The 24010-nt window shown below is 60.3% G+C and carries 19 protein-coding genes; 14 read left to right on the top strand and 5 right to left on the bottom strand.

Annotation, left to right across the window (positions count from 1 at the left end):
* Window positions 1-84 precede the first annotated feature (84 nt).
* Window positions 85-2142 (bottom strand): S9 family peptidase, encoded by a 2058-nt coding sequence (locus ACI2KB_RS24885; RefSeq protein WP_404639003.1) that lies wholly within the window; start codon window positions 2140-2142, stop codon window positions 85-87.
* Window positions 2143-2283: 141 nt separating this feature from the next.
* Between ACI2KB_RS24885 and ACI2KB_RS24880 the strand changes: the two genes are divergently transcribed.
* From ACI2KB_RS24880 to ACI2KB_RS24855, 6 genes are all read left to right on the top strand, one after another.
* Complete coding sequence (locus ACI2KB_RS24880) at window positions 2284-2787, top strand: MFS transporter (protein ID WP_404639001.1); 504 nt, start codon at window positions 2284-2286, stop codon at window positions 2785-2787.
* Between the two features lie 36 nt (window positions 2788-2823).
* Entirely contained in the window at window positions 2824-3597 is a 774-nt protein-coding gene (locus ACI2KB_RS24875; protein WP_404638999.1) for a class II glutamine amidotransferase, read from the top strand.
* Between the two features lie 13 nt (window positions 3598-3610).
* A complete protein-coding gene (locus tag ACI2KB_RS24870) occupies window positions 3611-4135 on the top strand; it encodes a DUF2937 family protein (RefSeq protein WP_404638997.1) in 525 nt (174 codons plus the stop codon).
* A gap of 387 nt (window positions 4136-4522) precedes the next feature.
* Entirely contained in the window at window positions 4523-5275 is a 753-nt protein-coding gene (locus ACI2KB_RS24865; protein WP_404638995.1) for a 5-oxoprolinase subunit PxpA, read from the top strand.
* Window positions 5272-5976 carry an allophanate hydrolase subunit 1 gene (locus ACI2KB_RS24860; protein ID WP_404638993.1) on the top strand — a complete coding sequence of 235 codons (705 nt, stop codon included), beginning with the start codon at window positions 5272-5274 and terminating at the stop codon, window positions 5974-5976. Before ACI2KB_RS24865 ends, ACI2KB_RS24860 begins: the two co-directional genes overlap by 4 nt.
* On the top strand, window positions 5973-6890 hold the full coding sequence (locus tag ACI2KB_RS24855) for a biotin-dependent carboxyltransferase family protein (RefSeq protein WP_404638991.1): 918 nt from the start codon (window positions 5973-5975) through the stop codon (window positions 6888-6890). The genes ACI2KB_RS24860 and ACI2KB_RS24855 overlap by 4 nt, the downstream gene beginning before the upstream one ends.
* 237 nt (window positions 6891-7127) lie before the next feature.
* Here the strand turns inward: ACI2KB_RS24855 and ACI2KB_RS24850 are convergent, their stop codons facing one another.
* From ACI2KB_RS24850 to ACI2KB_RS24840, 3 genes are all read right to left on the bottom strand, one after another.
* Complete coding sequence (locus ACI2KB_RS24850; RefSeq protein WP_401144761.1) at window positions 7128-8306, bottom strand: VWA domain-containing protein; 1179 nt, start codon at window positions 8304-8306, stop codon at window positions 7128-7130.
* Between the two features lie 15 nt (window positions 8307-8321).
* Window positions 8322-9167, bottom strand: a complete 846-nt coding sequence (locus ACI2KB_RS24845; RefSeq protein WP_081567723.1) for a MoxR family ATPase — start codon at window positions 9165-9167, stop codon at window positions 8322-8324.
* Window positions 9168-9437: 270 nt separating this feature from the next.
* Window positions 9438-10514: a DUF748 domain-containing protein gene (locus ACI2KB_RS24840; protein WP_404638988.1), complete on the bottom strand. Its 1077-nt coding sequence runs from the start codon at window positions 10512-10514 to the stop codon at window positions 9438-9440.
* Between the two features lie 157 nt (window positions 10515-10671).
* Here ACI2KB_RS24840 and cysK point away from each other — a divergent pair, with 157 nt between their 5' ends.
* From cysK to ACI2KB_RS24810, 6 genes are all read left to right on the top strand, one after another.
* Complete coding sequence (gene cysK / locus ACI2KB_RS24835) at window positions 10672-11646, top strand: cysteine synthase A (protein WP_404639145.1); 975 nt, start codon at window positions 10672-10674, stop codon at window positions 11644-11646.
* A gap of 344 nt (window positions 11647-11990) precedes the next feature.
* Window positions 11991-12929 carry an aspartyl/asparaginyl beta-hydroxylase domain-containing protein gene (locus tag ACI2KB_RS24830; protein ID WP_404638986.1) on the top strand — a complete coding sequence of 313 codons (939 nt, stop codon included), beginning with the start codon at window positions 11991-11993 and terminating at the stop codon, window positions 12927-12929.
* A 207-nt stretch (window positions 12930-13136) separates the two neighbouring features.
* On the top strand, window positions 13137-14000 hold the full coding sequence (locus ACI2KB_RS24825; protein ID WP_404639143.1) for a glyoxalase: 864 nt from the start codon (window positions 13137-13139) through the stop codon (window positions 13998-14000).
* Between the two features lie 3 nt (window positions 14001-14003).
* Complete coding sequence (locus ACI2KB_RS24820; protein WP_404638984.1) at window positions 14004-15413, top strand: alginate export family protein; 1410 nt, start codon at window positions 14004-14006, stop codon at window positions 15411-15413.
* A 116-nt stretch (window positions 15414-15529) separates the two neighbouring features.
* Window positions 15530-15697 (top strand): hypothetical protein, encoded by a 168-nt coding sequence (locus ACI2KB_RS24815; protein ID WP_404638982.1) that lies wholly within the window; start codon window positions 15530-15532, stop codon window positions 15695-15697.
* 105 nt (window positions 15698-15802) lie between these two features.
* Entirely contained in the window at window positions 15803-16657 is an 855-nt protein-coding gene (locus ACI2KB_RS24810) for a DMT family transporter (protein ID WP_404638980.1), read from the top strand.
* 115 nt (window positions 16658-16772) lie between these two features.
* On the opposite strand, the gene ACI2KB_RS24805 is transcribed toward ACI2KB_RS24810, so the two are convergent.
* The gene (locus ACI2KB_RS24805; protein WP_404638978.1) at window positions 16773-20246 is read right to left on the bottom strand and encodes a NahK/ErcS family hybrid sensor histidine kinase/response regulator; all 3474 of its coding nucleotides are present in this window, start codon (window positions 20244-20246) and stop codon (window positions 16773-16775) included.
* A 327-nt stretch (window positions 20247-20573) separates the two neighbouring features.
* Here ACI2KB_RS24805 and ACI2KB_RS24800 point away from each other — a divergent pair, with 327 nt between their 5' ends.
* Together ACI2KB_RS24800 and ACI2KB_RS24795 are read left to right on the top strand one after the other, a co-directional pair.
* Window positions 20574-21719, top strand: a complete 1146-nt coding sequence (locus ACI2KB_RS24800) for a TDT family transporter (protein WP_404638976.1) — start codon at window positions 20574-20576, stop codon at window positions 21717-21719.
* 346 nt (window positions 21720-22065) lie between these two features.
* A complete protein-coding gene (locus ACI2KB_RS24795; RefSeq protein ID WP_404638974.1) occupies window positions 22066-23937 on the top strand; it encodes an MFS transporter in 1872 nt (623 codons plus the stop codon).
* Window positions 23938-24010: the final 73 nt, after the last annotated feature.

Genomic DNA, 24010 nt, shown 5'->3' with positions numbered 1-24010 from the left:
CGTAAAAACGGGACTCGGAAAACGGCTCCAGACTACACGTCAGCAGGAGCCGTCTGATAGGACAGATGGTCGGAAGAGAGTTCCTCAGGCCAGTTGCAATACCTTGAAGATAAATCCGTATTCGAGCGCTACGTCACGTAATCCCTGATACCGCCCGCTCATCCCGCCATGCCCGGCGCCCAGTTCGGTCTTGAGCAGCAGCAAATGGTCGTCGGTTTTGGTGTCGCGCAATCTGGCCACCCACTTGGCCGCCTCCCAATACTGCACCCGACTGTCGTTGTACCCGGCAATCACCAGCATCGCCGGATACGCCTGCGCGCTGACGTTTTCGTAAGGCGCATAGGCCTTGATCCGGGCGTAAACCTCAGGCTCTTGAGGATTGCCCCACTCGTCATATTCGGTCACGGTCAACGGCAGGTCCGGATCTAGCATGGTGTTGAGTACGTCGACGAACGGCACTTCGGCAATTGCCGCCTTGAACAGCTCAGGGCGTTGATTGACCACCGCGCCGATCAACAGGCCACCCGCGCTGCCGCCGCTGATCACCAGTTGCTCGGCGGTGGTCAGGTTTTGCGCAATCAGGTGCTCGGCACAGGCGATAAAGTCGCTGAAGGTATTTTGCTTGTGTTCCTGTTTGCCCGTGCGGTACCAAGCCTCACCCAACTCGCCGCCGCCGCGTACATGGGCGATGGCGAAGGCGATACCGCGATCGAGCAGGCTCAACCGGGCATGAGAGAACCATGGGTCCAGACTTTCGCCGTACGCGCCGTAGCCGTACAGATAAAGTGGCACCGGCTGACCGGCGAGCTCGCGTTTGACGACAAGGCTGATCGGTACTTGCGTGCCGTCCGCAGCGGTCGCCCACAGGCGCTGGCTGACGTAGGCATCGGCGTCGAACACGCCCAGTACGGGCGTTTCCTTGAGGACGACTTGCTCCCCGGTGGCCAGGGTCAATTGACGAACCTGCGGCGGACGATTCAGGGATTGATAGCGCAGACGAATCTTGTCGCTCTCGAACTCAAGGGTGTCTTGCACATACAGGTTGTAGGCCGCGTCCGGCAGTTGCACGCGATAAGGCGGCAAGCCCTGTGGGTGAACTTCGACGATGGGCAGCCCGCCTTCGCGCAGGCTCAAGGTCAGACCACGAGCGTTGAGGCTGAAGCCGTCGAGCATGACCGTATCGCTGTGAGGGACCAGCCTTTGCCAGTCGCTGCGGTCGGGCACGCCGCAGGCCTGTTCCGGCGCATGAAACAGGGCGAAGTTGATACCGGCCTGGTTGCTGCGAATCAGCCAGCTCCAGGTGCCGTCGATCAGGCCGTGGTCGACCGAATATTCATGGCCTTCGCTGCGCGGTGCGACACACACGAACGCCTGCTCGGGCTTGCTGGCGTCCAGCACCCAGCTCTCGCCAGTGGTCTTGCTGTCCAGCGCCAGCACCAGTTGCCGCTCGGAACTGGTGCGATAGCAATGCAGAAAAAAGCGCCCGTCGGGTTCGCTGAACACCAGATCGGCTGCATCGGTGCCCAACTTGTGGCGATACAGCTTGTGAGGGCGATGGGTGTCGTCCAGTTCGCCAAAGAACAGGGTCTGGCTGTCATTGGCCCAGGTCATGCTGCCGTCGCACTCTTCGAATGGCAGACCGATGACAGTCCCGGTGCTCAATTCCTTCACGAACAGCTGATAAACCTCATCGCCGCTGGTGTCGGTGCTATAGGCCAGACGCTGGTGGTCCGGGCTGATGCTGAAGGCACCCAGGGAAAAGAACCCGCCGTTGGCCAGCGCATTCGGGTCCAGCAGCAGCTCTTCGGCGCTATCATCGACGGTTTGCGAATCGTCTGCCGGGCGCGGGCAGCGGTAGTGGCGGGCGTATTCGTCACCCTCGGTGGTGCGGGTGTAATACAGGTACGGACCCCACGGGGAGGGCAACGACAGGTCGGTTTCGAGGATGCGGCCCTTGATCTCCTGGAACAGGGTTTCACGCAACGCTTCTTGATCGGCCAGTTGCTGTTCCTGATAGCTGTTTTCGGCCTTGAGGTAGTCGAGCACCTCGTCGGTATCGCGATTCTGCAGCCAGGCATACGGATCGGCGCCGTCGCCTTTGCGGGCAATTGGAGCGCTGGAAGTGCTGAGGGATGAAGGCATGCGAGGCTCTCTCAAAAGTGAAACAGGCCGCTTGGGCGAGCGTTTTGCTGGCGAAGCGGGCCGATAACTGAAGCCGGGTAAGCCAGGCTGGCGAAAAGTCGTTATCATAAGCGCCTCTTTACCTGCCTTACCACGGACGTCATGACCGACAACGACTATCTGATTGCCTGGGGCCTTTACGCGTTCGCCGCGTTGGGCTGTCTGTTGGTGTGGTTCAAGCTCACCGGCTGGATGTGGCGCTACCTGCGTGAGCCACTGCGCGTGATCGGCGCGGTGCTGTTGTTCTGCCCGACCATCATCGACCCGGTCAAGGAAAAGTACGCCCCGGCGCTGGCTATCAGCGTGCTTGATCTGGGCCTCAAAGTGGGCAACAACGTCTGGCGTGCGGCGCTGGATCTGTCGACTTACGGGTCGATTGCCCTGGGTCTTTACGTCATTTTCGCACTGATCCGTCTGCCTTTCCTGCGCAAGAAAAAGGCCCGTCAGGCTCATGCTGAAGCGGCTGCCGCACAGGCCGCTGCCGAGGAGAAGGCAGACGACGAGCCGTTTGCCACGCAGGGGACTTCCCGTTATGCCGGCCAGACTGCGGCGCCTGTCCGAGGTGCTGGCCCCGGCGTTCGCTCGCGGGTTGAACCCAAGCTTTGACCTGAAAGCCCGTCGCTGAACCATCGAGACCCGAGCATGTGTGAACTTCTGGGCATGAGTGCCAATGTACCGACTGACATCGTCTTCAGCTTCACCGGGCTGATGCAGCGGGGCGGTCGTACCGGTCCCCATCGTGATGGCTGGGGCATCGGTTTCTACGAAGGGCGCGGCCTGCGGGTGTTTCAGGACCCTGCGGCCAGCAGCGAGTCCGAAGTCGCGCAACTGGTGCAGCGCTACCCGATCAAGAGCGAAGTGGTGATCGGGCATATTCGCCAGGCCAACGTCGGCAAGGTCTGCCTGTCCAACACTCATCCTTTCGTGCGTGAATTGTGGGGCCGTAACTGGTGCTTCGCTCACAACGGCCAATTGGCGGACTTTCACCCGAGCGCCACGTTCTACCGGCCAGTGGGGGATACCGACAGTGAGGCGGCGTTTTGCGACCTGCTCAACCGCGTGCGCGAAGCCTTTCCTGAACCTGTTGAGGCCGAGCAGTTGTTGCCGACGCTCGTCCAGGCCTGCAACGAATACCGCAGCAAGGGCGTATTCAACGGTCTGTTGAGTGATGGCGATTGGCTGTTCTGCTATTGCTCTACCAAACTCGTCCACATCACCCGCCGTGCACCGTTTGGCCCCGCGCGATTGAAGGATGTCGACGTGATCGTCGATTTTCAGGCGGAAACAACCCCCAACGATGTGGTCACAGTCATTGCCACCGAGCCGTTGACGGAGAACGAGACCTGGAATCGCTACGAACCGGGCCACTGGAGCTTGTGGCGTCGTGGCGAGTGCGTGGCCGAAGGCCGAACCTGATCGAGAGGGATCTATGCTGCGAAGCTATGTGCGATTGGTGTTGTTCACCGCAGGCCTGTTGATCGGCGTGCAGATACCCGGATTTATCAGCGATTACAGCAAGCGCGTCGAAGCGCATTTGATGGAAGCGCAGCAGAACCTGCGGGGCTACAACGAAACTGCTCAGCGCTTCTTCAATGGCGATGTGCAGGCACTGATCCAGCACTACCGCAGCAGCGATGACCCGGTGTTCAAAACCGACGCCAACAACATCAGCAACCTGTTGACCCGCAATCAAGTGCTGGATCGTGAGTTCATGGCGTTGCAAGGTCCGTGGTATTTGCGCGCCTGGCACGTTCTGACGGCGGCTGACCCGGACATCCGCACCGAGACCTGGAACGGCTACACGTGGCAGGTCCTGCTGTCGCCGGAAGTCATCGGCTGGGGCCTGGCCTGCGCGTTGTTGTTCTCACTGGTGATCGAAAGCTTTGTGGTGTTCATTGACTGGCTGTTCGTCGGTCGAGTGTATAAGCGCCGGGTCAATCGGGAGTGGGAGTGAGGTTACTCGCGATTGTAGACGGTCAGCCATTGCCGATGCGCCTGACCCATTGCTATCGCCAGTAAGTCGGCTCCCACAAAGATCGCGCCCGATCCGAGTTGCGTATTCACCGCTAAACCTGTGGGAGCCGGCTTGCTGGCGATAGCGGCAGTCCAGACACAACCATGCTGCCTGACCCGCTGCTATCGCCAGCAAGCCGGCGCCGCAAAACGCATCGCCTTGGACCCCGTTCACTTTTTCTTATCCCACCCCCGCGCTTTTATTCGTTGGACGTCCTGTCCCCTCTCACCCAAGAATGCGCCTTCACATGACTGGCGTGTTTCAGCGGCTTCCCGCGCGTAGACTCAAGCCTCGTCCCCGACATTCATTCGCACAGGAGATCACCCCTTGGGCCGCCTGTTATTGAACTGTGACATCGGCGAAAGCTACGGCGCGTGGACCATGGGTCTGGACGCCGAGGTCATGCCGTACATCGATTGCGCCAACATCGCCTGCGGCTTTCATGCCGGGGACCCCAGCGTCATGCGCAAGACCGTGGCCCTGGCCCTGACCCACAATGTCATCATCGGTGCGCACCCGGCGTATCCGGATCTGGTGGGCTTCGGGCGCCGTTCGATGGCCTGTTCGCCGCAAGAGATTCAAGACTTGCTCCATTACCAGATCGGTGGCCTCGATGGTGTGGCCCGCGCTCAGGGCGGGCGCGTACGTTACGTCAAACCCCATGGCGCGATGTACAACGACATGATGGCCAACCCGACCCAACTGCGTGCCGTCATCGAAGGCATCGCCCGCTACAACCCCGAGCTGCCATTGATGCTGCTCTCGATGCGTGACAACAGCGCCGCGCAAGCCATTGCCGATGAGTTCGGCGTTACCTTGTGGTTCGAGGCCTTTGCCGACCGGGCCTACGACAGCGTAGGGCGCTTGGTGTCACGCAACCTGCCGGGCGCGGTGCATCACGATCCGGAACTGATCATCGCGCAGGCACTGACCCTGTCCCGCGGCGAACCATTGATTGCCAGTGATGGCAGCGAGCTGAACCTCAAGGTGGACACTCTTTGCGTGCATGGCGACAACGCCAGCTCCATCGCCGCCGTGCAGCGCATCCGTGAGGCGCTGGGCAAGACGTCCGCCCTATGAATCTGCGTATCGAAGTCGTCGCGATCGATTGCCTGATGGTGCGTCTGTTCGACGCCATCGACGAAGCCAACATGCCGTGGATGCTCGCCGCCAGCCTGCGGCTGCGCGAGGGCTTCGGTGCACAGTTGATCGATCTGGTGCCGTCGTATACCACGCTGATGGTGCATTACGACCTGATGGCGCTGGCGCCGCAGCAGGCGCGGGCACTGATCATCGAGGCGTTGAACGACCTTGCACCGGACGCAGGCAAAGGCGGGCGACGGCATGTGCTGCCGGTCTGGTACGACCTCAGCGTCGGCCCGGAATTGACGCTGCTGTCCAAGCGCAGTGGTTTGCCGATGGATGAAGTGATTCGACGCCACAGCCAGCGCGAATATCAGGTCTTTGCGCTGGGCTTCGCGCCGGGCTTCGCGTTCATGGGGTTGGTGGAGGAAATACTCGCAGCCCCCCGAATCAACACTCCACGCAAACGCGTCGCGGCAGGCAGCGTTGGCATCGCCGAACGTCAGACGGCGGCTTACCCGCTGGAGTCTCCCGGTGGCTGGAACATCTTGGGACGTACCCCGGCGAAACTGTTTGATCGTGAGATCGACGGCTACAGCCTGATGCAGCCCGGCGATACCGTGCGTTATGAACCCATCGATCACGCCGAATTCATCCGCCTGGGCGGCGACGACACCCCGTTGGAGGCACTGGCATGAGCCTGTTGACCGTCAAAAGCAGTACGCCGTTGTGTCTGTTGCAGGACGCGGGGCGTTTTGGTGTGCGCCATCTGGGCGTGACCCAAGGCGGGGCGCTGGACTGGTTGTCCATGGCCTGGGCAAACAAGCTGCTGAATAACCCGCTTGATGCCGCAGTGGTCGAAGTGGCCTTGGGCGGGTTGGTGCTTGTCGCTGAATCGGATTGTTGCCTTGCCTTGGCAGGGGCGGATTTGGGCGTGATGCTGGACGACCGCCCGATTGCGCCATGGCGCAGTTTCTTTGTCCGAAAAGGCCAGCAATTGCGCTTCATCCAGCCGATTTCAGGTGCGCGAGCCTACCTTGCCGCCCCCGGAGGTTTCGATGCGGTCGATGTGCTGGGCAGCTGCGCGACGGTAGGAAGGGAAGGGCTGGGCGGCCTTGATGGCAGTGGCAAAGCGCTGAAGCAGGGCGATCAACTGAGCTACTCAGGGACCTCGTTTGAATTGAGCCCCTTGCCCGATCACCTGATTCCGAACCTTGAAGACACCCGCCCGCTGGACGTCGTGCTCGGCGCTCAGATCGGCCAGTTCAGCGGGCAAAGCCTGTTCGACGCCTTCAACAGCGACTGGACCCTCGACAGCCGCGCCGACCGCATGGGCATGCGCCTGCTGGGGCCGGAGTTGGTTTATCAAGGCAAGCCCATGATCTCCGAAGGCATTCCCCTTGGCGCTATCCAGGTGCCACCAGACGGCCAACCGATCATCCTGCTCAACGACCGCCAGACCATCGGCGGTTACCCCCGCCTCGGCGCGTTGACCCCGCTGTCACTCGCGCGGCTCGCGCAGCAACTGCCGGGGGCGGTGGTGCGGATGAGAGCGGTGGTGCAGGAAGTGGCGTGGCGCGAGCAGGTGGGGTGTTTGCAGGTGCTGGGGTAAACCGGCTTAGGGGGGTACGCTAAACCCTGTGGGAGCCGGCTTGCTGGCGAATGAAGTGGGTCAGACGGCACATCGTGTCTGGGATGACGCATTCGCCAGCAAGCCGGCTCCCACAGCGATGTGTGTAGAGCCTTGAGTTTGTGATCGGCGCTGACTCTGTGGGAGCCACCTTGGTGGCGAATGCAGTTGACCAGTCAACATAGAATCTCCCATAGGGTCATGTGTCGTTGGGCGGGGTTATTTCGCCAGATACCGCATCCCTTCCTCCAACCCGCGCAGCGTCAACGGATACATTTGATCCTCGATCAAATCCCGCACGATGTTGGTCGAGGTGGTATAGCCCCACGCATCCTTGGGGTAAGGATTGATCCAGATGATTTTCTTGAACTTGGCCATGAAACGGTGCATCCAGACGTAGCCCGCTTCTTCGTTCCAGTGTTCGACGCTTCCCCCCGGCTGGGTGATTTCATACGGGGCCATGGCCGCGTCGCCAATGAAAATCACTTTGTAGTCGGCGCCGTATTTGTGCAGCAGGTCCTGGGTGGAGGTGCGCTCGGAAGTGCGGCGCAGGTTGTTCTTCCATACCGATTCATAAATGAAGTTGTGGAAGTAGAAATACTCCATGTGTTTGAACTCGGTCTTGCAGGCCGAGAACAGTTCTTCGCAGATCTTCACATGGGCGTCCATCGAGCCGCCGATGTCGAACAGCAGCAACAGCTTGATGGTGTTGCGCCGTTCCGGGCGCATCTGGATGTTCAAAAGGCCTGCGTCGCGAGCGGTGTGGTCGATGGTGCCGTCGATGTCCAGTTCGTCTGCCGCGCCCTGACGGGCGAATTTGCGCAGGCGACGCAGGGCGACCTTGATGTTGCGGGTGCCGAGTTCGACCTGATCATCGAGGTTTTTGTATTCGCGCTGGTCCCAGACTTTGGCGGCTTTGCCTTGGCGTTTGCCCGCATCGCCGACACGAATGCCTTCGGGGTTGTAGCCACCGGAACCGAACGGGCTGGTGCCGCCGGTACCGATCCATTTATTGCCTCCGGCATGGCGTTCTTTTTGTTCTTCCAGACGCTTCTTGAATTCCTCAATGAGCTTGTCGAGGCCGCCGAGGGACTGAATCTGCGCGCGTTCTTCGTCGGTCAGCGAGCGCTCGAACTCCTTGCGCAGCCAGTCTTCAGGGATCAGCGCCTGCAAGTGATCGTCGAGCTTTTCGAGGCCATTGAAGTAGGCGCCGAAGGCGCGGTCGAACTTGTCGTAATGGCGCTCGTCCTTGACCAGAATCGCGCGGGACAAGTAATAAAACTCGTCCATGTCGGCGAACGTCACCCGCTGTTTCAGGGCGTTGATCAGGTCCAGCAGCTCGCGTACCGAAACCGGCACTTTGGCTGCGCGCATTTCGTTGAACAGATTGAGCAACATGGGGATTGCTCCGGATCAACGATTGCCGCGACGGCTCATGAACGCCAGCCGCTCAAGCAGTTGAACGTCCTGCTCGTTTTTCACCAAGGCCCCGGCCAATGGCGGAATCGCCTTGGTCGGGTCGCGTTCGCGCAGTACGGCTTCGCCGATGTTGTCGGCCATCAGCAGTTTCAACCAGTCCACCAGTTCCGAGGTCGAAGGCTTTTTCTTCAGGCCCGGGACTTTGCGTACGTCGAAGAACACATCCAGCGCCTCGCTGACCAGGTCTTTCTTGATGTCCGGGTAATGCACGTCGACGATTTGCTGCAACGTGTTGCGGTCGGGGAAGGCGATGTAGTGGAAGAAGCAGCGGCGCAGGAAGGCGTCCGGCAGTTCTTTTTCGTTGTTCGAGGTAATGATGATGATCGGGCGTTTTTTCGCCTTGATCGTTTCGTCGATCTCGTAAACGTAGAACTCCATCTTGTCGAGTTCTTGCAGCAAGTCGTTGGGGAATTCGATGTCGGCCTTGTCGATCTCGTCGATCAGCAGGATGACCCGCTCTTCGGCTTCGAAGGCTTCCCACAACTTGCCTTTCTTCAGGTAGTTGCGCACGTCATGAACTTTATCGACGCCCAGTTGCGAATCGCGCAGGCGGCTGACCGCGTCGTACTCATAGAGACCCTGATGGGCCTTGGTGGTCGATTTGATGTGCCAGGTGATCAACTTGGCGCCAAAGGATTCGGCCAGTTGCTCGGCGAGCATGGTCTTGCCGGTGCCGGGTTCTCCCTTGACCAGCAGCGGACGCTCCAGCGTGATCGCCGCGTTGACGGCCAGCTTCAGATCGTCGGTGGCGACATAGGCGCGAGTGCCTTCGAACTTCATCGGAAAATCCTCGAACGTGGCGTACGGACGCAGTGCCGCACGGCAAAAAAATGGTCATAAGAATGCGCCGACTATAACGCGCAGGCCGCTCGACTGTGAACGCAGACCCTTTATTCAGTTGCTGAATAGCTGGTCGGGGTTTGACTGATTTTCAGGATCACCCAAAGGTGTCGCTGAGGTGATGCCTTCTGGAGCAGTACGGCTTGCCGACGGCAGCGATTTGCCGGACGTCACCACCAGCAAGCCGGACTGCTACAGAGCGAGCACTGATCACTTCGCCTCACTCTTCCCGCTGTCATACCGCGTGTTAAACGCCTGCACGAAGGCGTTTCGCAGGATCTGCAAGAATGCCTGAAACGCGCTGACGTCCTGCTTGTGCACACTGCCACTGAGTTCGACGCGGGTGGCGAACTGGTTCTTGCGCTGGTTTTTGAGCACGGTTTCGCTGGCGCCGACCATGGCTTCCCAGATCGAGCGGAAGAAGCCTTTGTTCTGGTTTTCCACGTCCTGTTGCCAGTTGAAGATGTCGACGTCGCGCAGCAGGGGTTTGATGTAGCCGCTGAGCTGGCCTTTGTTGGCCTGGGCTTCGATGACGATGTCGCCGCTGCCTGCGTTGAAGTCGAATTTGCCGTAGGCCGAGGCGAAATCGTTCAGACGTTTGAGTTGTACGTCGGTGGCGCGCAGTTTGAAATCGAAATCCTCGAAGTTGCTGAACGGGTCGAAGGTGGCGCTGGTCTCCAGCGGCGCCTGGCCCATCAACAGGGCTTTGCCTTCGAATCGGGCATCGCGTTTACCGGCCTGATCGACGACGTTGGTGAGGTTGTAGACGCTGGCATCGACTTTGTCGGCCTCGATTTTCACTTTCGGGGTGGAGTTGAAGTTGCTGAAGGTGATCTTGCCGTCTTCGACGCGCACTTCGTTGAGGGTGATGGGCAGCAGTTTGTTCAACTGCTCCCGCCAGTCGGTCCCGGCACCGGTCTGGGATTGCTGTTTGTCGGCGCCGCCGTCGACGAAGTTGAGCTCGGGGCTGACGAAGGCAACCTGAGCCACCACGGCGTGGTCGTACCAGAGTGAATGCCAACTGACCGAGAGGTCGATCAGCGGGACTTTGAGCAGAGGAACGGGCACTTTGCCGTCCACTTTGACAATGTTCAGCCCATTGATCTTGTAGGCGCCACGCCATAGCGCCAGGTCCACATCGGTCACGTGGCCGCGGTAGTCGCCCATGTCGGCGAGTTTTTCATTGAGGTAATTGCGCACCACGTAGGGCAAGGCGATGTGCGCGGCGACCAGCAGTACGACGAGGACCACAACGGTCCACAGCGGCCAGCGATAGCGACGTTTCATGGCAGCGTTCTCCGATGTGCCCCAGCTTGATCTGAATGAGTGGGGCTGCATGAAGGGATTGACTGTCGGCGCGGTGATCCGTTCGCTTCGACTGGACGCGATACGCGCTCAAGGCATAGGCTTTGAGCTTTTCCGCCACCTGTTCAAGGACCCGGTCATGAGCCGTATTTTCGCAGACAACGCCCACTCCATCGGCAACACGCCGCTGGTGCAGATCAATCGCCTTGCGCCACGCGGCGTCACGATTCTGGCCAAGATCGAGGGGCGTAATCCGGGGTATTCGGTCAAATGCCGCATCGGCGCGAACATGATCTGGGACGCGGAAAGCAAGGGCAAACTCAAGCCGGGCATGACCATTGTCGAGCCGACGTCGGGTAATACCGGGATTGGCCTGGCCTTCGTGGCGGCAGCCCGTGGTTATAAATTGATGCTGACCATGCCCGCGTCGATGAGCATCGAGCGTCGCAAAGTATTGAAGGCGCTGGGTGCCGAGCTGGTCTTGACCGAACCTGCCAAGGGCATGAAAGGCGCGATTGCCAAGGCCGAAGAGCTGGTGGCGAACGAGCCGGGTAAATACTTCATGCCGGGGCAGTTCGAGAACCCGGCCAACCCGGCGATTCACGAGAAAACCACCGGTCCGGAAATCTGGAACGATACCGACGGCGCCATCGACGTGCTCGTGGCAGGCGTGGGCACCGGCGGGACCATTACTGGCGTTTCGCGCTACATCAAAAATACCCAAGGCAAGCCGATTCTGTCGGTGGCCGTCGAGCCAATGGTTTCGCCGATTATCACTCAGGCCCTCGCCGGGCAGGAAATCACCCCAAGCCCGCACAAGATTCAGGGCATCGGCGCCGGGTTCATCCCGCAAAACCTCGACCTGTCGATCATCGACAAGGTAGAACTGGTCAGCGACGACGAGGCCAAGGCCATGGCGCTGCGGCTGATGCAGGAGGAGGGAATCCTGTGCGGGATTTCCTGTGGCGCGGCGATGCAGGCAGCGGTGCGTCTGGCCGAGAAGCCAGAGATGCAGGGTAAGACCATCGTCGTGATCCTGCCGGACTCGGGCGAGCGTTACCTGTCGAGCATGCTGTTCAGCGACCTGTTTACTGAACAGGAGCTGACCCAATAGTCGTATCGCAAGGCGCTGTGGCTTTTTACCGGGCCGACGAAGGCTTATGATGGCCGCCATTCAGATCCCGCCGCAGGCCTGATGCAGGTCACGGGGCGGGGTTTTGTAGTGATTAGAATGTTTGGCTTCGATCTGCTTTTGATTCTGGGCGTCAGCCCGTAGGAGCGTGGTTCACCCGCGATCTGGCCCGAAGCGCCAGCAAAACCATACAACTCGATTGCGTCAGGTGTACCGAGGTGTCAGGTTTTACGACTGCTGTGCAGCCGATCGCTGGCAAGCCACGCTCCTACGCCCTTCGGGCAGAAGCGTGCTCCACAGAATCAATCTGTTCCAAGGAGAGTTTCATGACCCTTTCTTTCGCTGCCAAGGCGGCGATTCTGCTGCTGTTTCTGGGCAGCACGCTGTACGTGCATTTGCGTGGCAAGGCGCGGTTGCCGGTATTGCGCCAGTTCGTGAACCACTCTGCGTTGTTCGCCCCATATAACGCGTTGATGTACCTGTTTTCCAGTGTGCCGTCCAAGCCGTATCTGGACCGCAGCAAGTTTCCTGAACTCGATGTGCTCAAGGACAACTGGGAAGTCATTCGTGACGAAGCCATGCACCTGTTCGACGAGGGGTATATTCGCGCGGCGGCCAAGGACAACGACGCCGGTTTCGGCTCGTTCTTCAAGAAAGGCTGGAAGCGCTTTTACCTGAAGTGGTACGACAAACCGCTGCCGTCGGCCGAAGCGCTGTGCCCGAAAACCGTTGAACTGGTCAGCCGCATCCCCAACGTCAAAGGCGCGATGTTCGCGCTGTTGCCGGGTGGCAGCCACCTGAACCCGCATCGTGATCCGTTCGCCGGTTCGCTGCGTTATCACCTGGGCCTGTCGACCCCCAATTCCGACGATTGCCGGATTTTCGTCGACGGCAAGGTTTACGCCTGGCGCGATGGCGAGGACGTGATGTTCGACGAGACCTATGTGCACTGGGTGAAGAACGAGACGGACGTGACGCGAGTCATCCTGTTTTGCGATATCGAGCGTCCGCTGAGCAACCGTTTCATGACCCGCATCAATCGCAGCGTCAGTGCCTTCCTCGGTCGTGCGACGGCGCCGCAGAACACGGATGACGAGCGCGTTGGCGGGATTAACCAGGCCTATGCCTTCAGCAAGCGTTTCAGCAACGTGATCAGCGGCAAGGTCAAGCAGTTCAAGCGCGCCAACCCCAAGGCCTATCGCATCCTGCGTCCGGTACTGGCGGTGGTCGTTCTGACGCTTCTGGGTTACTGGCTGTTCGGCTGAAACCCTTCTAAAACAGGGCGCTGCGGCACGTCGTGTCGCGGCGCTTTGTCGTTTTTGGCTCGCACGTTTCCGGCGAAATAGCACGTCCATTCAATCTCACACAGGCCCGCGCATCGACCATGAACGCATTATTCGTTCCTGGAGATGATGTGCATGCGCGCCCGATTTCTGATGATTTCAGCCACCGTTCTGGGCCTTGCCGGGCCGATGGCCGCCGTGGTTGCTCCTACCGCAGCCTTTGCACAAGCGACACCGATCGCGGTCGCCGTTGCGCCGCAATATGACACCTCTCACGTCTACGTCGCCCCGGCGGATGTCGACCGTTTCGTGCAGAGTTTCACCGCCACGTTCGGCGGCCAGAGCACCCCGCAAGTGGTGGTCAACGTCCTGCCGGTGCCGAGCAGCACCACCTCGCAACTGATCCAGACGCCCGTGGGCACTGTGTCGCTGTTCGGTTTCACCACGCCGATCCCGGTTCCGTTCGGCCAGGAGCGTAACGGCTATCTGGTCAAGGACATGGACGTTGCGCTGAAGGAAGCACGCAAGGCGGGCGCTGACGTGATCGTGTCTGACTTCCCGGATCCGATTGGTCGCGATGCTGTGGTGCAGTGGCCGGGCGGCGTCAACATGCAGTTGTACTGGCACACCAAGGTGCCGAGCTACGCGCCGTTCCAGACCATTCCGGAAAACCGCGTCTACGTCTCGAAAGATCGCGCGTCGGCCTTCGTCAAATCGTTCCTGGCGTTCTCTCACGGCAAAGTCGTGAGCGACACGAAAAAGGCGCCCGGCGTGGAAATCGGACGTGCTGACGTGACGTACGAGCGCATTCGCATCGAATCGCCGTTCGGCAAAATGGTCGTGCTGGTCACCGACGGGCACCTGCCGTATCCGTTCGGTCATGACACCACGGGTTATGAAGTCAGCAGCCTGCAAGAGACACTGGGTAAGGCGAAGGCCGCGGGTGTGAAGACCCTCGTCGAGCCGTTCACCAGTGAAGGCCGCGAAGCGGCGGTGGTGGAGTTTCCGGGCGGCTACGTCGCTGAAATTCACCAACTCACCAAAGCAGGCTGACCGGTGGTCAGTGGACGACTCAGTCGGGGCCTGAGCGGCGTCTGGTTAGCGGTGAGTCTGCCGCTGATCGGCGCTCAGGCCCATGCCGACGACAGTGCCTCGCGGCCCGCCATCAAGACCAATCGCTGGCAGGAGGATTGGTCGGTCCTGGCGGACCCGGCCCTCAGAACCGAGCCGCTGGACAGCCTCAAATACATTTCGCTGTCCGAGGCCGACCCGCAAACGTACCTGTCGCTGGGCAGCACGTTGCGTGAGCGTTTCGAAATGAACGACGCCAGCAGTTTTGGCACCCGTAACATCGCGCGCGATGCCTATCTGCTGCAACGTTTTCAGGTCCACGCGGACCTGCATTTCAACGAGAACTGGCGGCTGTTCACCCAGCTTGAAGACGTGCGCGCCTACGACAAGACCACCATCGGTGCTGCCGACCAGAACCGTACGGACCTGCGTCTGGCGTTTCTCGAATACATCAATAAATTCGGCGACAACACCTTCAAGGCGCGGGTCGGTCGGCAGGATTTCGCGTTCGACTTGCAGCGCTTCATTTCCTCCCGCGACGGCCCGAACGTGCGCCAGTCGTTCGATGCCCTGTGGGCGGACTGGGAAACCGGGCTGTGGCGTTTCATCGGGATCGCCAGCCGACCGGTGCAGTATCAGGACGAGCGTCATTTCGACGACCGCTCCAACCATGAATTCCGTTTCCACATGCTGCGTGTCGAACGACTGGTCGGTGGCAGTAATGAACTGTCGGCCTACGTCGGTCTGTTCGAACGCGATGAGGCCAGCTACCTGGACGCCAACGGCGCCGAGCACCGGAACATTTTCGACGCCCGCCTTGGCGGGGCTGCCGAAGGTTACGACTGGGACCTGGAAGCCATGGGGCAGACCGGTTCGGTGGGTTCCAAAAGCATTCGCGCGTGGGCGGCGGGCAGTCGGGTGGGATACACCTTCGCGGACACGACCTGGACGCCGCGTCTGGGCCTGCAACTGGATGCCGCGTCGGGCGACCGCCACAGTGGTGACGGGACCTTGGGCACGTTCAACCCGCTGTTCCCCAACGGCTATTACTTCTCGCTGGGTGGCTACACCGGTTACGCGAACATTCTGCATGTGAAGCCGTCGATCACGGTCAAGCCGATTGCCAAGCTCAGCGTGCAGACCGCCATCGGTTTGCAGTGGCGCGAAACCACGGAAGACGCGGTGTACGTCCAGCCCAACATCGCCATCGCCGGCACGGCGGGGCAGGGCAGCCGCTGGACCGGCGCCTACGGCCAGGTGCGCACGGATTACGCGTTCACCAACAACCTGAGCGGTGCCATCGAGGCGGTGCATTACGATGTGGGTCAGGCCGTGCGCGATGCCGGAGGGCATGACAGCAACTATTTGGGCGTCGAACTCAAGTTCAGTTGGTGATCACGGCCGCATCGTCATAAAAGCTTGTTGCACGGGCACCGGTGGCTGGTTATAGTCGGCCCCGGTGTTGCAACACATCGCAACATTTACCCCCTCTTTTTGAAAAGGCGCAGACAATGCCTGCATCCCGCCCACCGTTCGCATTCAGTGCCGCAGCGTTTGCGGATGCTGAAGCGCGCGTGTGCATGCAGGCCGCCTTTATCACCCGTTATCCACCGCCTTCTCCTGTGAGCAGCCCGGTCGTGTGCGTTGTCGCACCGCCCGCCGTGGTTGTGCTGGGCTGATCGACTGCCTGACGCGGTCGATCCTCGCCTGCATCACCCAACAAAACGTATGTGAATCCGGTTTTTTGCGCCGGGTCCGATTTTGTCTGAATCACAGGTGACACCATGTTCGCTAACAAAACCTTGGCCTCGCTGGCCACGACTACGTTGTTCGTCCTGCTCTGGAGCAGCGGGGCCATCGTTTCCAAGTGGGGCCTGACCCACGCCTCGCCTTTCGCGTTTCTGCTGTTCCGCTTCTTGCTGGCGTTGATCGCGCTGGGGATTCTGATTCCAAGCCTGGGTTACAAACTGCCTGCCACGCGCCAATCGATGCGTTATGCACTGATGACCGGCGCCGTGCTGTTGGGTGCCTATCAGATCTGCTACCTGCTGGCGCTGGACATGAAAGTCGCACCGGGTGTCATGGCGACCATCATGGGGGTGCAGCCGATTCTGACGGCGGTGCTGGTGGAGCGCAGCCGTTCAGCGTCGCGGATGTTCGGTCTGTGCCTGGGGCTGGCCGGGCTGGTACTGGTGGTCTTTCAGGGTATCGGTGACGGCGGCTCATTGGCGGGAATGGCGTTCGGCGTACTCGGCATGCTGGCCATGACGGGCGGCTCGATCATGCAGAAACGCATCACCGACAACCCGCTTGGCACGCTGCCTGTGCAGTATTTCGCCGGGACAATGGTGTGCGCGGTGTTCGTGCCGTTCCAGCCGTTTCACTTCGAACACAGTGTCGGGTTCTATGTGCCAGTGCTGTACATGGGGCTGGTGGTGTCGGTGCTGGCGACGTTCTTGCTCTACCGATTGATCGCCCAGGGTAATCTGGTCAACGTCACCAGCCTGTTTTATCTGGTGCCTGCGGTGACCGCGATCATGGACTACCTGATCTTCGGCAACCGCCTGGCGCTGCTGAGCGTGTTGGGGATGGTGTTGATTGTGGTGGGGTTGATGTTTGTGTTCAGGAAGGTGAGGTAACGCACTCTATCGGCTTACGCTAAGCGCCTTTTGTGAGAGGGCGGCCGGGCGGCGCTCCGACGAAAGCTGTTGATCAGACAACATAGAATCTCCTACACACAGTCGCGCAGTGAAATCAGTTCAGGCTCACATGCCGACTCAACAACGCGCGCAACGCCGCAGGCTTCACCGGCTTGGCCAGGTATTCCAGCCCGGCAGCGTGTACTTGTGCCACCAGTTCCGGGCGGCCATCGGCGCTGATCAACACGCCGGGCACCGGTTCGCCCAGTTGCGTGCGCAGCCAGGCCATCAGGTCGGTGCCGGTTTCGCCATGGTCCAGGTGATAGTCCACCAGCGCCAGATGCGGGCGAATGCCGTCGTCGAGCAGGGTCTGGCATTCGTCTCGATTGCGCGCCGTCCACACCTGACAGCCCCAGCGGCTGAGCAGGCTGTTCATGCCGATGAGAATGCTGTCTTCGTTGTCGATGCACAGCACCTGAGTGCCATTGAGCGCGGCCTTTTTCGGTTCGATCGGCGCCGTTTGCTGCAAGGTTTGCGTACGGGCCAGCGGCACGTTGACGCTGAATACACTGCCTTTGCCCGGCCATGAGCGCACTTCGAGCGTGTGGCTCAACACGCGGCACAGGCCATCGGCGATGGCCAAGCCTAGTCCTAACCCCTTTTCAGCCCTGGTCTGATGGCTGTCGAGGCGTTTGAATTCCTCGAAAATCACTTGGCGCTTGTCTTCCGGGATACCCGGGCCGCGGTCCCACACTTCCAGGCTCAGATTGCTCCCCTTGCGCCGCACGCCCAGGAGAATCGGGCCTTTGGCGTAACGGAAGGCGTTGGTCAGGAAGTTCTGTAGCACCCGGCGCAGCAGCTTGGCATCGCTGGCCACTCGCAAATGGCTGCCCCGCACCCGGAAATCCAAGCCTTGCTCCTGAGCCAGTGCCTTGAACTCGGCGCCCAGTGTGTCGAATAGGTTGTTAAGCGGGAAGGGCGCGATGGTCGGGGTGAACTTGCCGTTTTCCAGCCGGGAAATGTCCAGCAAATCGCTGATCAGGTCTTCGGCGGAGCGCAACGAGCTGTCCAGATGCTGGATCAGTTTCTGAGCTTCATCGGGGATTTGCTCATCGACATGCAGCAGTGCCGCCGAGAACAACCGCGCAGCATTCATTGGCTGCATCAGGTCGTGACTGACCGCTGCGAGAAAGCGGGTTTTCGACTGGTTGGCCGCTTCGGCGTGGGCCTTCGCTTCGGTCAGCGCCAGGTTCAACTGCGACAACTCGCGAGTACGTTCGGCCACGCGCTGTTCAAGGCTTTCGTTGACGCCCTTGAGCGCCTGCTCGGCCTCGCGGAACGCGGTGATGTCGGTGAAGCTCATCACGAACCCGCCGCCCGGCATTGGATTGCCGATCAACTCGATCACTCGCCCGTTGGGGAACAAGCGTTCGGAGGTGTGTGCACGGCCCTGTCGCATCCAGTGCAGGCGTCGGGCGACGTGGACCTCTGCCTCACCCGGCCCCAGCAAACCGCGTTCGGCGTTGTAGCGAATGATGTCGGCAATCGGCCGTCCGACGCTGATCAATCCATCCGGGTAATTGAACAGCTCAAGGTAACGGTCGTTCCAGGCCACCAGCCGCAGGGACTGGTCCACCACGCTGATGCCCTGAGTGATGTTCTCGATCGCGCCTTGCAGGAGCGCACGGTTGAATTGCAGCACTTCAGAGGCTTCGTCGGCGATGCGTACCACGTCTTCGAGTTGCATGTCGCGACCTTCGATGGCGGCTTTCACCACCGCCCGGGTCGAAGACGTGCCGAGCACGCCGGCCAGCAAGCGCTCGGTGTGAGCGATCCACTCGCCATTGGCATTCTGGTTCGGGTTGAAGCCCTTGCCTTGGCGGTAGGCGAAGCGGATGAAGCTTTGCTGAGCGCGCTCTTCCCCGACAAAACGGGCCGACAGCTTGAGCAAGTCTTCGATCTGCACGGCCAGCAACGAGCGGCTGTTGGGTCGGGCGTTCAACTCCTGGCCAATGAAACGGCCCGCTTGCCAGTGTTCGGAAACGCGAGTTCGCGACAGCAGCGATACCCAGACGAACAACGCGAAGTTGCCCGCCATCGACAGCACAACGCCTTGGGTCAGCGGTGAAATCGGCAGATTGAACGGGTTGCTGTGCAACCACGCCAGCAGCGGGAAACTGCTCAACGACCAGCCCATGCTGTGGGCGGCCAGCGGCAGAACCAGCGTGTAAAACCAGATGAACACCCCGGCCGCCAACCCGGCGAACACGCCACGGCGGTTAGCCGGTTTCCAGTACAGCGCGCCGATCATCGCGGGCGCCAGTTGAGTGATGGCAGCAAAGGCAATCTGGCCGATGGTTGCCAGGCTTGCGGTCGAGCCCAACAGGCGATAACTGACATAGGCCAGCAACAGAATGGCAACAATGCTGACCCTGCGCACCGAGAGCATCCAGTAACGAAACACTTCGAACGGCCGCTCGGCGGTTTTGCGCCGCAACAGCCAGGGCAGCAGCATGTCGTTGGACACCATGGTCGACAGCGCGACACTGGCGACGATCACCATGCCCGTCGCCGCCGACGCGCCACCGATGAACGCCAGCATCGCCAGCGCCGGGTGGGCGTGGGCCAGTGGCACGCTGATGACGAAGGAGTCCGGTAACACCGAGTTGGGCAGCAGCATTTGCCCGGCCAGCGCAATCGGCACCACGAACAGCCCGGCTAGCAGCAGGTAAGTGGGAAATACCCACTTGGCCAGGCGAAGGTCCTGGGGTTCGATGTTTTCCACCACCGTGACATGAAACTGTCGCGGCAGGCAGACGATGGCCATCATCGCGACGGCGGTCTGCACCACCATCGAGGGCCAGTTGACGGTCTCTTTCCAGTATTCCTCCAGACGCGGTGCCAGCATGGCCTGATTGAACAGGTCGTCGACGCCGTCGTAGAGGCCGAAGGTCACGAACACGCCCACGGCCATGAATGCGAACAGCTTGACCAGCGACTCGAACGCGATGGCCAGCACCATGCCTCGGTGGTGTTCAGTGGCGTCCAGATTGCGCGTGCCGAACACGATGGTGAACAGCGCCAGCACAAGCGACACGATCAGCGCGGTGTCCTGTGCGCGGGTGCCGGTGGCGTCAGCACCTGCGCCGATCAGGATGTTCACCCCCAGTACGATGCCTTTGAGTTGCAGCGCGATGTACGGCAATACGCCGATCAGGCAGATCAGCGCGACTACCACGGCCAGGGTCTGGGATTTGCCGTAGCGGGCGGCGATGAAGTCGGCGATGGAGGTGATGTTTTCCTGCTTGCTGATCAGCACCATCTTTTGCAGCACCCAGGGCGCCAGCACCATCATCACGATAGGACCCAGGTAGATCGGCAGGAACGACCACAACTGCTCGGCCGCCTGGCCGACTGCGCCGAAGAAGGTCCAACTGGTGCAGTACACCGCCAGCGACAGGCTGTACACCCAGGCACGCAACCGCGGCGGCAGGGCACCACTGCGCCGGTCGCCGTAGAAGGCGATGGCGAACATGATGGCCATATAGGCCAGGGCGACGGCAGCGATCAAACCGCTGGACAGTGACATGACAACTCCAGAACCAGGCAATGACAGTCGACGGCGATCCCTCACCGGCCAGACAGTCTCGCACGCCGGGTGACGTTCGTCTGTTTCGACCAAGGTCTGAGCGGCGGGGTGTCGCGGGCCGTCACTGGCTTAGCGCGATCATTGCGGGAGCCAACGGGGTGGCGAATGCCCTTCACCAGGCAACATAGAATCTCCCATAAGACGAGGGCAGCCGTGAGATTTTCGTATATCTACAAAATCTATGACATATAGCGAAATTACCCGCTTAGTCGATATCAGCCAGCGGCATAACATGGAGATCACCTCACAAGAGGACAGGAGCCGTCCATGAGCCACGCCATTTGTATGCCGCGCAAACCGTTCAGCCAACTGAGCCACCCGCGGGAAGTCATTCGTCAATTCACCCCCAACTGGTTCGCCGCGACCATGGGCACCGGGATTCTGTCGGCTGTGCTGACGCAGCTTCCCGTTTACATTCCGGGCCTGTCTCAACTGGCTGAAGCCTTGTGGATGCTGAACATCGTCCTGTTCCTGGTCTTCAGCTTCCTCTACACCGCCCGTTGGGTGATGTTCTTCGACGAAGCGCGACGGATCTTCGGGCATTCGACGGTCTCGATGTTCTTCGGCACGATCCCCATGGGGCTGGCGACGATCATCAACGGTTTGCTGATCTTCGGCCTGCCACGCTGGGGCGACAGTGTTCTGCCGCTCGCCGAAACACTGTGGTGGCTGGACGTGGCGATGTCGCTGGCCTGTGGCGTACTGATCCCGTTCATGATGTTCACTCGTCAACAGCACAGCATCGACCAAATGACCGCCGTCTGGCTGCTGCCAGTGGTGGCGGCCGAAGTGGCAGCGGCCAGCGGAGGGTTGTTGGCGCCACACCTGGCTGACGCGCACAGCCAGTTCAGCGTCTTGATCACCGGTTATGCACTGTGGGCGCTGTCAGTGCCGGTGGCGTTCAGCATTCTGACCATCTTGTTGCTGCGCATGGTCCTGCACAAACTGCCCCACGAAAACATGGCCGCGTCGAGTTGGCTGGCGCTGGGGCCGATCAGCACCGGAGCGTTCGGTTTGATGGTGTTAGGCGCCGATTCTCCCGCCATCTTTGCCGCCAATGGGCTAGCGGGTGTAGGCGAGATCGCATCAGGGCTGGGACTGATCGCCGGCATCGTTCTGTGGGGCGTCGGTGTGTGGTGGCTGCTGCTTGCGGTGTTGATCACGGCTCGATACCTGCGCAACGGCATCCCGTTCAATCTGGGCTGGTGGGGATTCACCTTTCCGCTGGGCGTGTTCGCCCTGACCACGTTGAAGCTGGGTGCGGTGCTGCATCTGGGCTTTTTCTCGCTGCTCGGCAGTGTGTTGGTCGCAGGGTTGGCGGCGTTGTGGCTGGTCATCATGAAGCGCACGGTGGTGGGGGCTTATAAAGGAGAGCTGTTTGTTTCTCCTTGTATCGCCGGACTCAAGCCCTGATCGAATTTTTCTGCCTGCACTGTTCCACCCTGTGGGAGATTCTATGTTGGCTGGTCAATCGCTTTCGCCACCAAAGGCGGCTCCCACAGGATCAGCGTCAATCACAAATCCAGGGCTCGACACGTATCACTGTGGGAGCCGGCTTGCTGGCGAAGGCGGTGTGTCATTCATCTTTGGGGCATCTGACCCAATGCTATCGCCAGCAAGCCGGCCCCCACAGACATTTCTGTAGCCCCGATTTGGGGCTATCGACAATCTACCGCGCAACGTCTTCAATGTGGCTCGGATCAGCGCTAAGGCGTTCCAATCAGTAAGCCGATAACGGCGCCATTCAGGACCATGGACGATGAGTCAGACGCAGTTCAGTTTGTTGGGCAAGCGGCGCTTCCTGCCGTTTTTCGTGACCCAGTCCCTCGGGGCCTTCAACGACAACATCTTCAAGCAATCGCTGATCCTTGCCATCCTCTACAAGCTGACCATCGACGGCGACCGCTCGATTTACGTCAACCTCTGCGCGTTGCTGTTCATCCTGCCGTTCTTCCTGTTCTCGGCGCTGGCCGGGCAGTTCGGTGAGAAATACCCCAAAGACAGGCTGATCCGCATGATCAAGGTGCTGGAGATCGGCATCATGGTGGTCGGCGCTGTCGGTTTTCTCTTCGATCACCTGTCGTTGATGCTCGCGGCCCTGTTCGCCATGGGCACCCATTCGGCACTGTTCGGCCCGGTGAAATACTCGATCCTGCCGCAACACCTGCACGAGAACGAACTGGTGGGCGGCAACGGGCTGGTGGAAATGGGCACCTTTCTGGCGATTCTCGCCGGGACCATTGGCGCCGGGATCATGATGTCGGCCACCCATTACGCACCCATTGTTTCCATTGCCATGGTGCTGGTTGCCTGTCTGGGTTACCTCGCCAGCCGTGGCATTCCTCCTGCGGCTGCAGCAACGCCGGACATGCGCCTGAACTGGAACATCTTCAGCGAATCCTGGGCGACCTTGAAGCTCGGCCTGGGGCAGACCAAAGCGGTGTCCCGCTCCATTGTCGGCAACTCCTGGTTCTGGTTCGTCGGCGCGATCTACCTGACGCAGATCCCGGCCTACGCCAAGGAATTCCTCTACGGCGATGAAACCGTCGTCACCCTGATCCTGACGGTCTTCTCCATCGGCATCGCCGCAGGTTCCATGCTCTGCGAGCGGTTGTCCGGGCGCAAAGTGGAGATCGGTCTGGTGCCGTTCGGCTCCATGGGCCTGACCGTGTTTGGTTTGCTGCTGTGGTGGCATTCCGGCGACTTTCCGCAAAACGTTCAGGCCAACAATTGGCTGGCGGTGTTGGGTTATGGCCAAGCGTGGTGGGTGTTGCTGGACATTCTCGGCATTGGCGTCTTTGGCGGCTTTTACATCGTGCCGCTGTACGCCTTGATCCAGTCGCGGACGGCGGAGAAAGAGCGCTCGCGGGTGATCGCCTCGAACAACATCCTCAATGCGCTGTTCATGGTGGTCTCGGCTATCGTTTCGATCATCTTCCTCAGCGTGGTGAAACTGTCGATTCCACAGTTGTTCCTCGTCATCTCGCTGATGAACATCGCGGTCAACACCTACATCTTCAAGATCGTCCCGGAATTCACCATGCGCTTCATGATCTGGCTGCTCAGCCATTCCATGTACCGCGTGGAGCATCGCGACCTGGAACAGATCCCTGACGAAGGCGCAGCGCTGCTGGTCTGCAACCATGTGTCGTTCGTCGACGCGCTGCTGATTGCCGGCTCCGTGCGTCGACCGATCCGCTTCGTCATGTATTACAAGATTTTCAATTTGCCGGTGCTCAACTTCATCTTCCGCACCGCAGGCGCGATCCCGATTGCCGGGCGCAGCGAGGATTTGCTGATTTACGACCAGGCGTTCAAGCGCATTGCTCGATACCTGAACGATGGCGAGCTGGTGTGCATCTTCCCCGAAGGCAAACTGACCACGACGGGCGATATCGACGAGTTCAAGAGTGGCATGACCCGTATTCTGGAAGAAACCAACGTGCCGGTGATTCCGATGGCGTTGCAGGGGCTGTGGGGCAGCTTCTTCAGCCGCGATCCGAACAAGGGCGTGTTTCGTCGGTTGTGGTCGCGGGTGACGCTGGTCGCCGGGCCCGCGATTGCCGGGGATGATACCCAGCCTGCGTTGGTGCGCGAGCGAGTGGCGGGGTTGAGGGGGGAAGTGCGGTAACCGCCCCACGGATATCAGGTTTTAACGTGGCGACATTGTAGGAGCGAATTCATTCGCTCCTACAAGGTCCGCA

This window comes from Pseudomonas sp. NPDC088444, assembly GCF_044900175.1.
Taxonomy (GTDB): domain Bacteria; phylum Pseudomonadota; class Gammaproteobacteria; order Pseudomonadales; family Pseudomonadaceae; genus Aquipseudomonas.
Note: the sequence above shows the minus strand (reverse complement) of the source record. Positions and strands in the feature narration are given on the sequence as shown.

What these genes read in the sequence shown, in the direction of transcription:
- ACI2KB_RS24795 (WP_404638974.1), top strand. Translation starts at nt 22,066, where the DNA reads ATGAGTCAGACGCAGTTCAGTTTGTTGGGCAAGCGGCGCTTCCTGCCG.
- ACI2KB_RS24860 (WP_404638993.1), top strand. Translation starts at nt 5,272, where the DNA reads ATGAATCTGCGTATCGAAGTCGTCGCGATCGATTGCCTGATGGTGCGT.
- ACI2KB_RS24870 (WP_404638997.1), top strand. Translation starts at nt 3,611, where the DNA reads ATGCTGCGAAGCTATGTGCGATTGGTGTTGTTCACCGCAGGCCTGTTG.
- ACI2KB_RS24845 (WP_081567723.1), bottom strand. Translation starts at nt 9,167, where the DNA reads ATGAAGTTCGAAGGCACTCGCGCCTATGTCGCCACCGACGATCTGAAG.
- ACI2KB_RS24800 (WP_404638976.1), top strand. Translation starts at nt 20,574, where the DNA reads ATGAGCCACGCCATTTGTATGCCGCGCAAACCGTTCAGCCAACTGAGC.
- ACI2KB_RS24855 (WP_404638991.1), top strand. Translation starts at nt 5,973, where the DNA reads ATGAGCCTGTTGACCGTCAAAAGCAGTACGCCGTTGTGTCTGTTGCAG.
- ACI2KB_RS24825 (WP_404639143.1), top strand. Translation starts at nt 13,137, where the DNA reads ATGGCCGCCGTGGTTGCTCCTACCGCAGCCTTTGCACAAGCGACACCG.
- ACI2KB_RS24830 (WP_404638986.1), top strand. Translation starts at nt 11,991, where the DNA reads ATGACCCTTTCTTTCGCTGCCAAGGCGGCGATTCTGCTGCTGTTTCTG.
- ACI2KB_RS24805 (WP_404638978.1), bottom strand. Translation starts at nt 20,246, where the DNA reads ATGTCACTGTCCAGCGGTTTGATCGCTGCCGTCGCCCTGGCCTATATG.
- ACI2KB_RS24875 (WP_404638999.1), top strand. Translation starts at nt 2,824, where the DNA reads ATGTGTGAACTTCTGGGCATGAGTGCCAATGTACCGACTGACATCGTC.
- cysK (WP_404639145.1), top strand. Translation starts at nt 10,672, where the DNA reads ATGAGCCGTATTTTCGCAGACAACGCCCACTCCATCGGCAACACGCCG.
- ACI2KB_RS24815 (WP_404638982.1), top strand. Translation starts at nt 15,530, where the DNA reads ATGCCTGCATCCCGCCCACCGTTCGCATTCAGTGCCGCAGCGTTTGCG.
- ACI2KB_RS24810 (WP_404638980.1), top strand. Translation starts at nt 15,803, where the DNA reads ATGTTCGCTAACAAAACCTTGGCCTCGCTGGCCACGACTACGTTGTTC.
- ACI2KB_RS24885 (WP_404639003.1), bottom strand. Translation starts at nt 2,142, where the DNA reads ATGCCTTCATCCCTCAGCACTTCCAGCGCTCCAATTGCCCGCAAAGGC.
- ACI2KB_RS24840 (WP_404638988.1), bottom strand. Translation starts at nt 10,514, where the DNA reads ATGAAACGTCGCTATCGCTGGCCGCTGTGGACCGTTGTGGTCCTCGTC.
- ACI2KB_RS24880 (WP_404639001.1), top strand. Translation starts at nt 2,284, where the DNA reads ATGACCGACAACGACTATCTGATTGCCTGGGGCCTTTACGCGTTCGCC.
- ACI2KB_RS24850 (WP_401144761.1), bottom strand. Translation starts at nt 8,306, where the DNA reads ATGTTGCTCAATCTGTTCAACGAAATGCGCGCAGCCAAAGTGCCGGTT.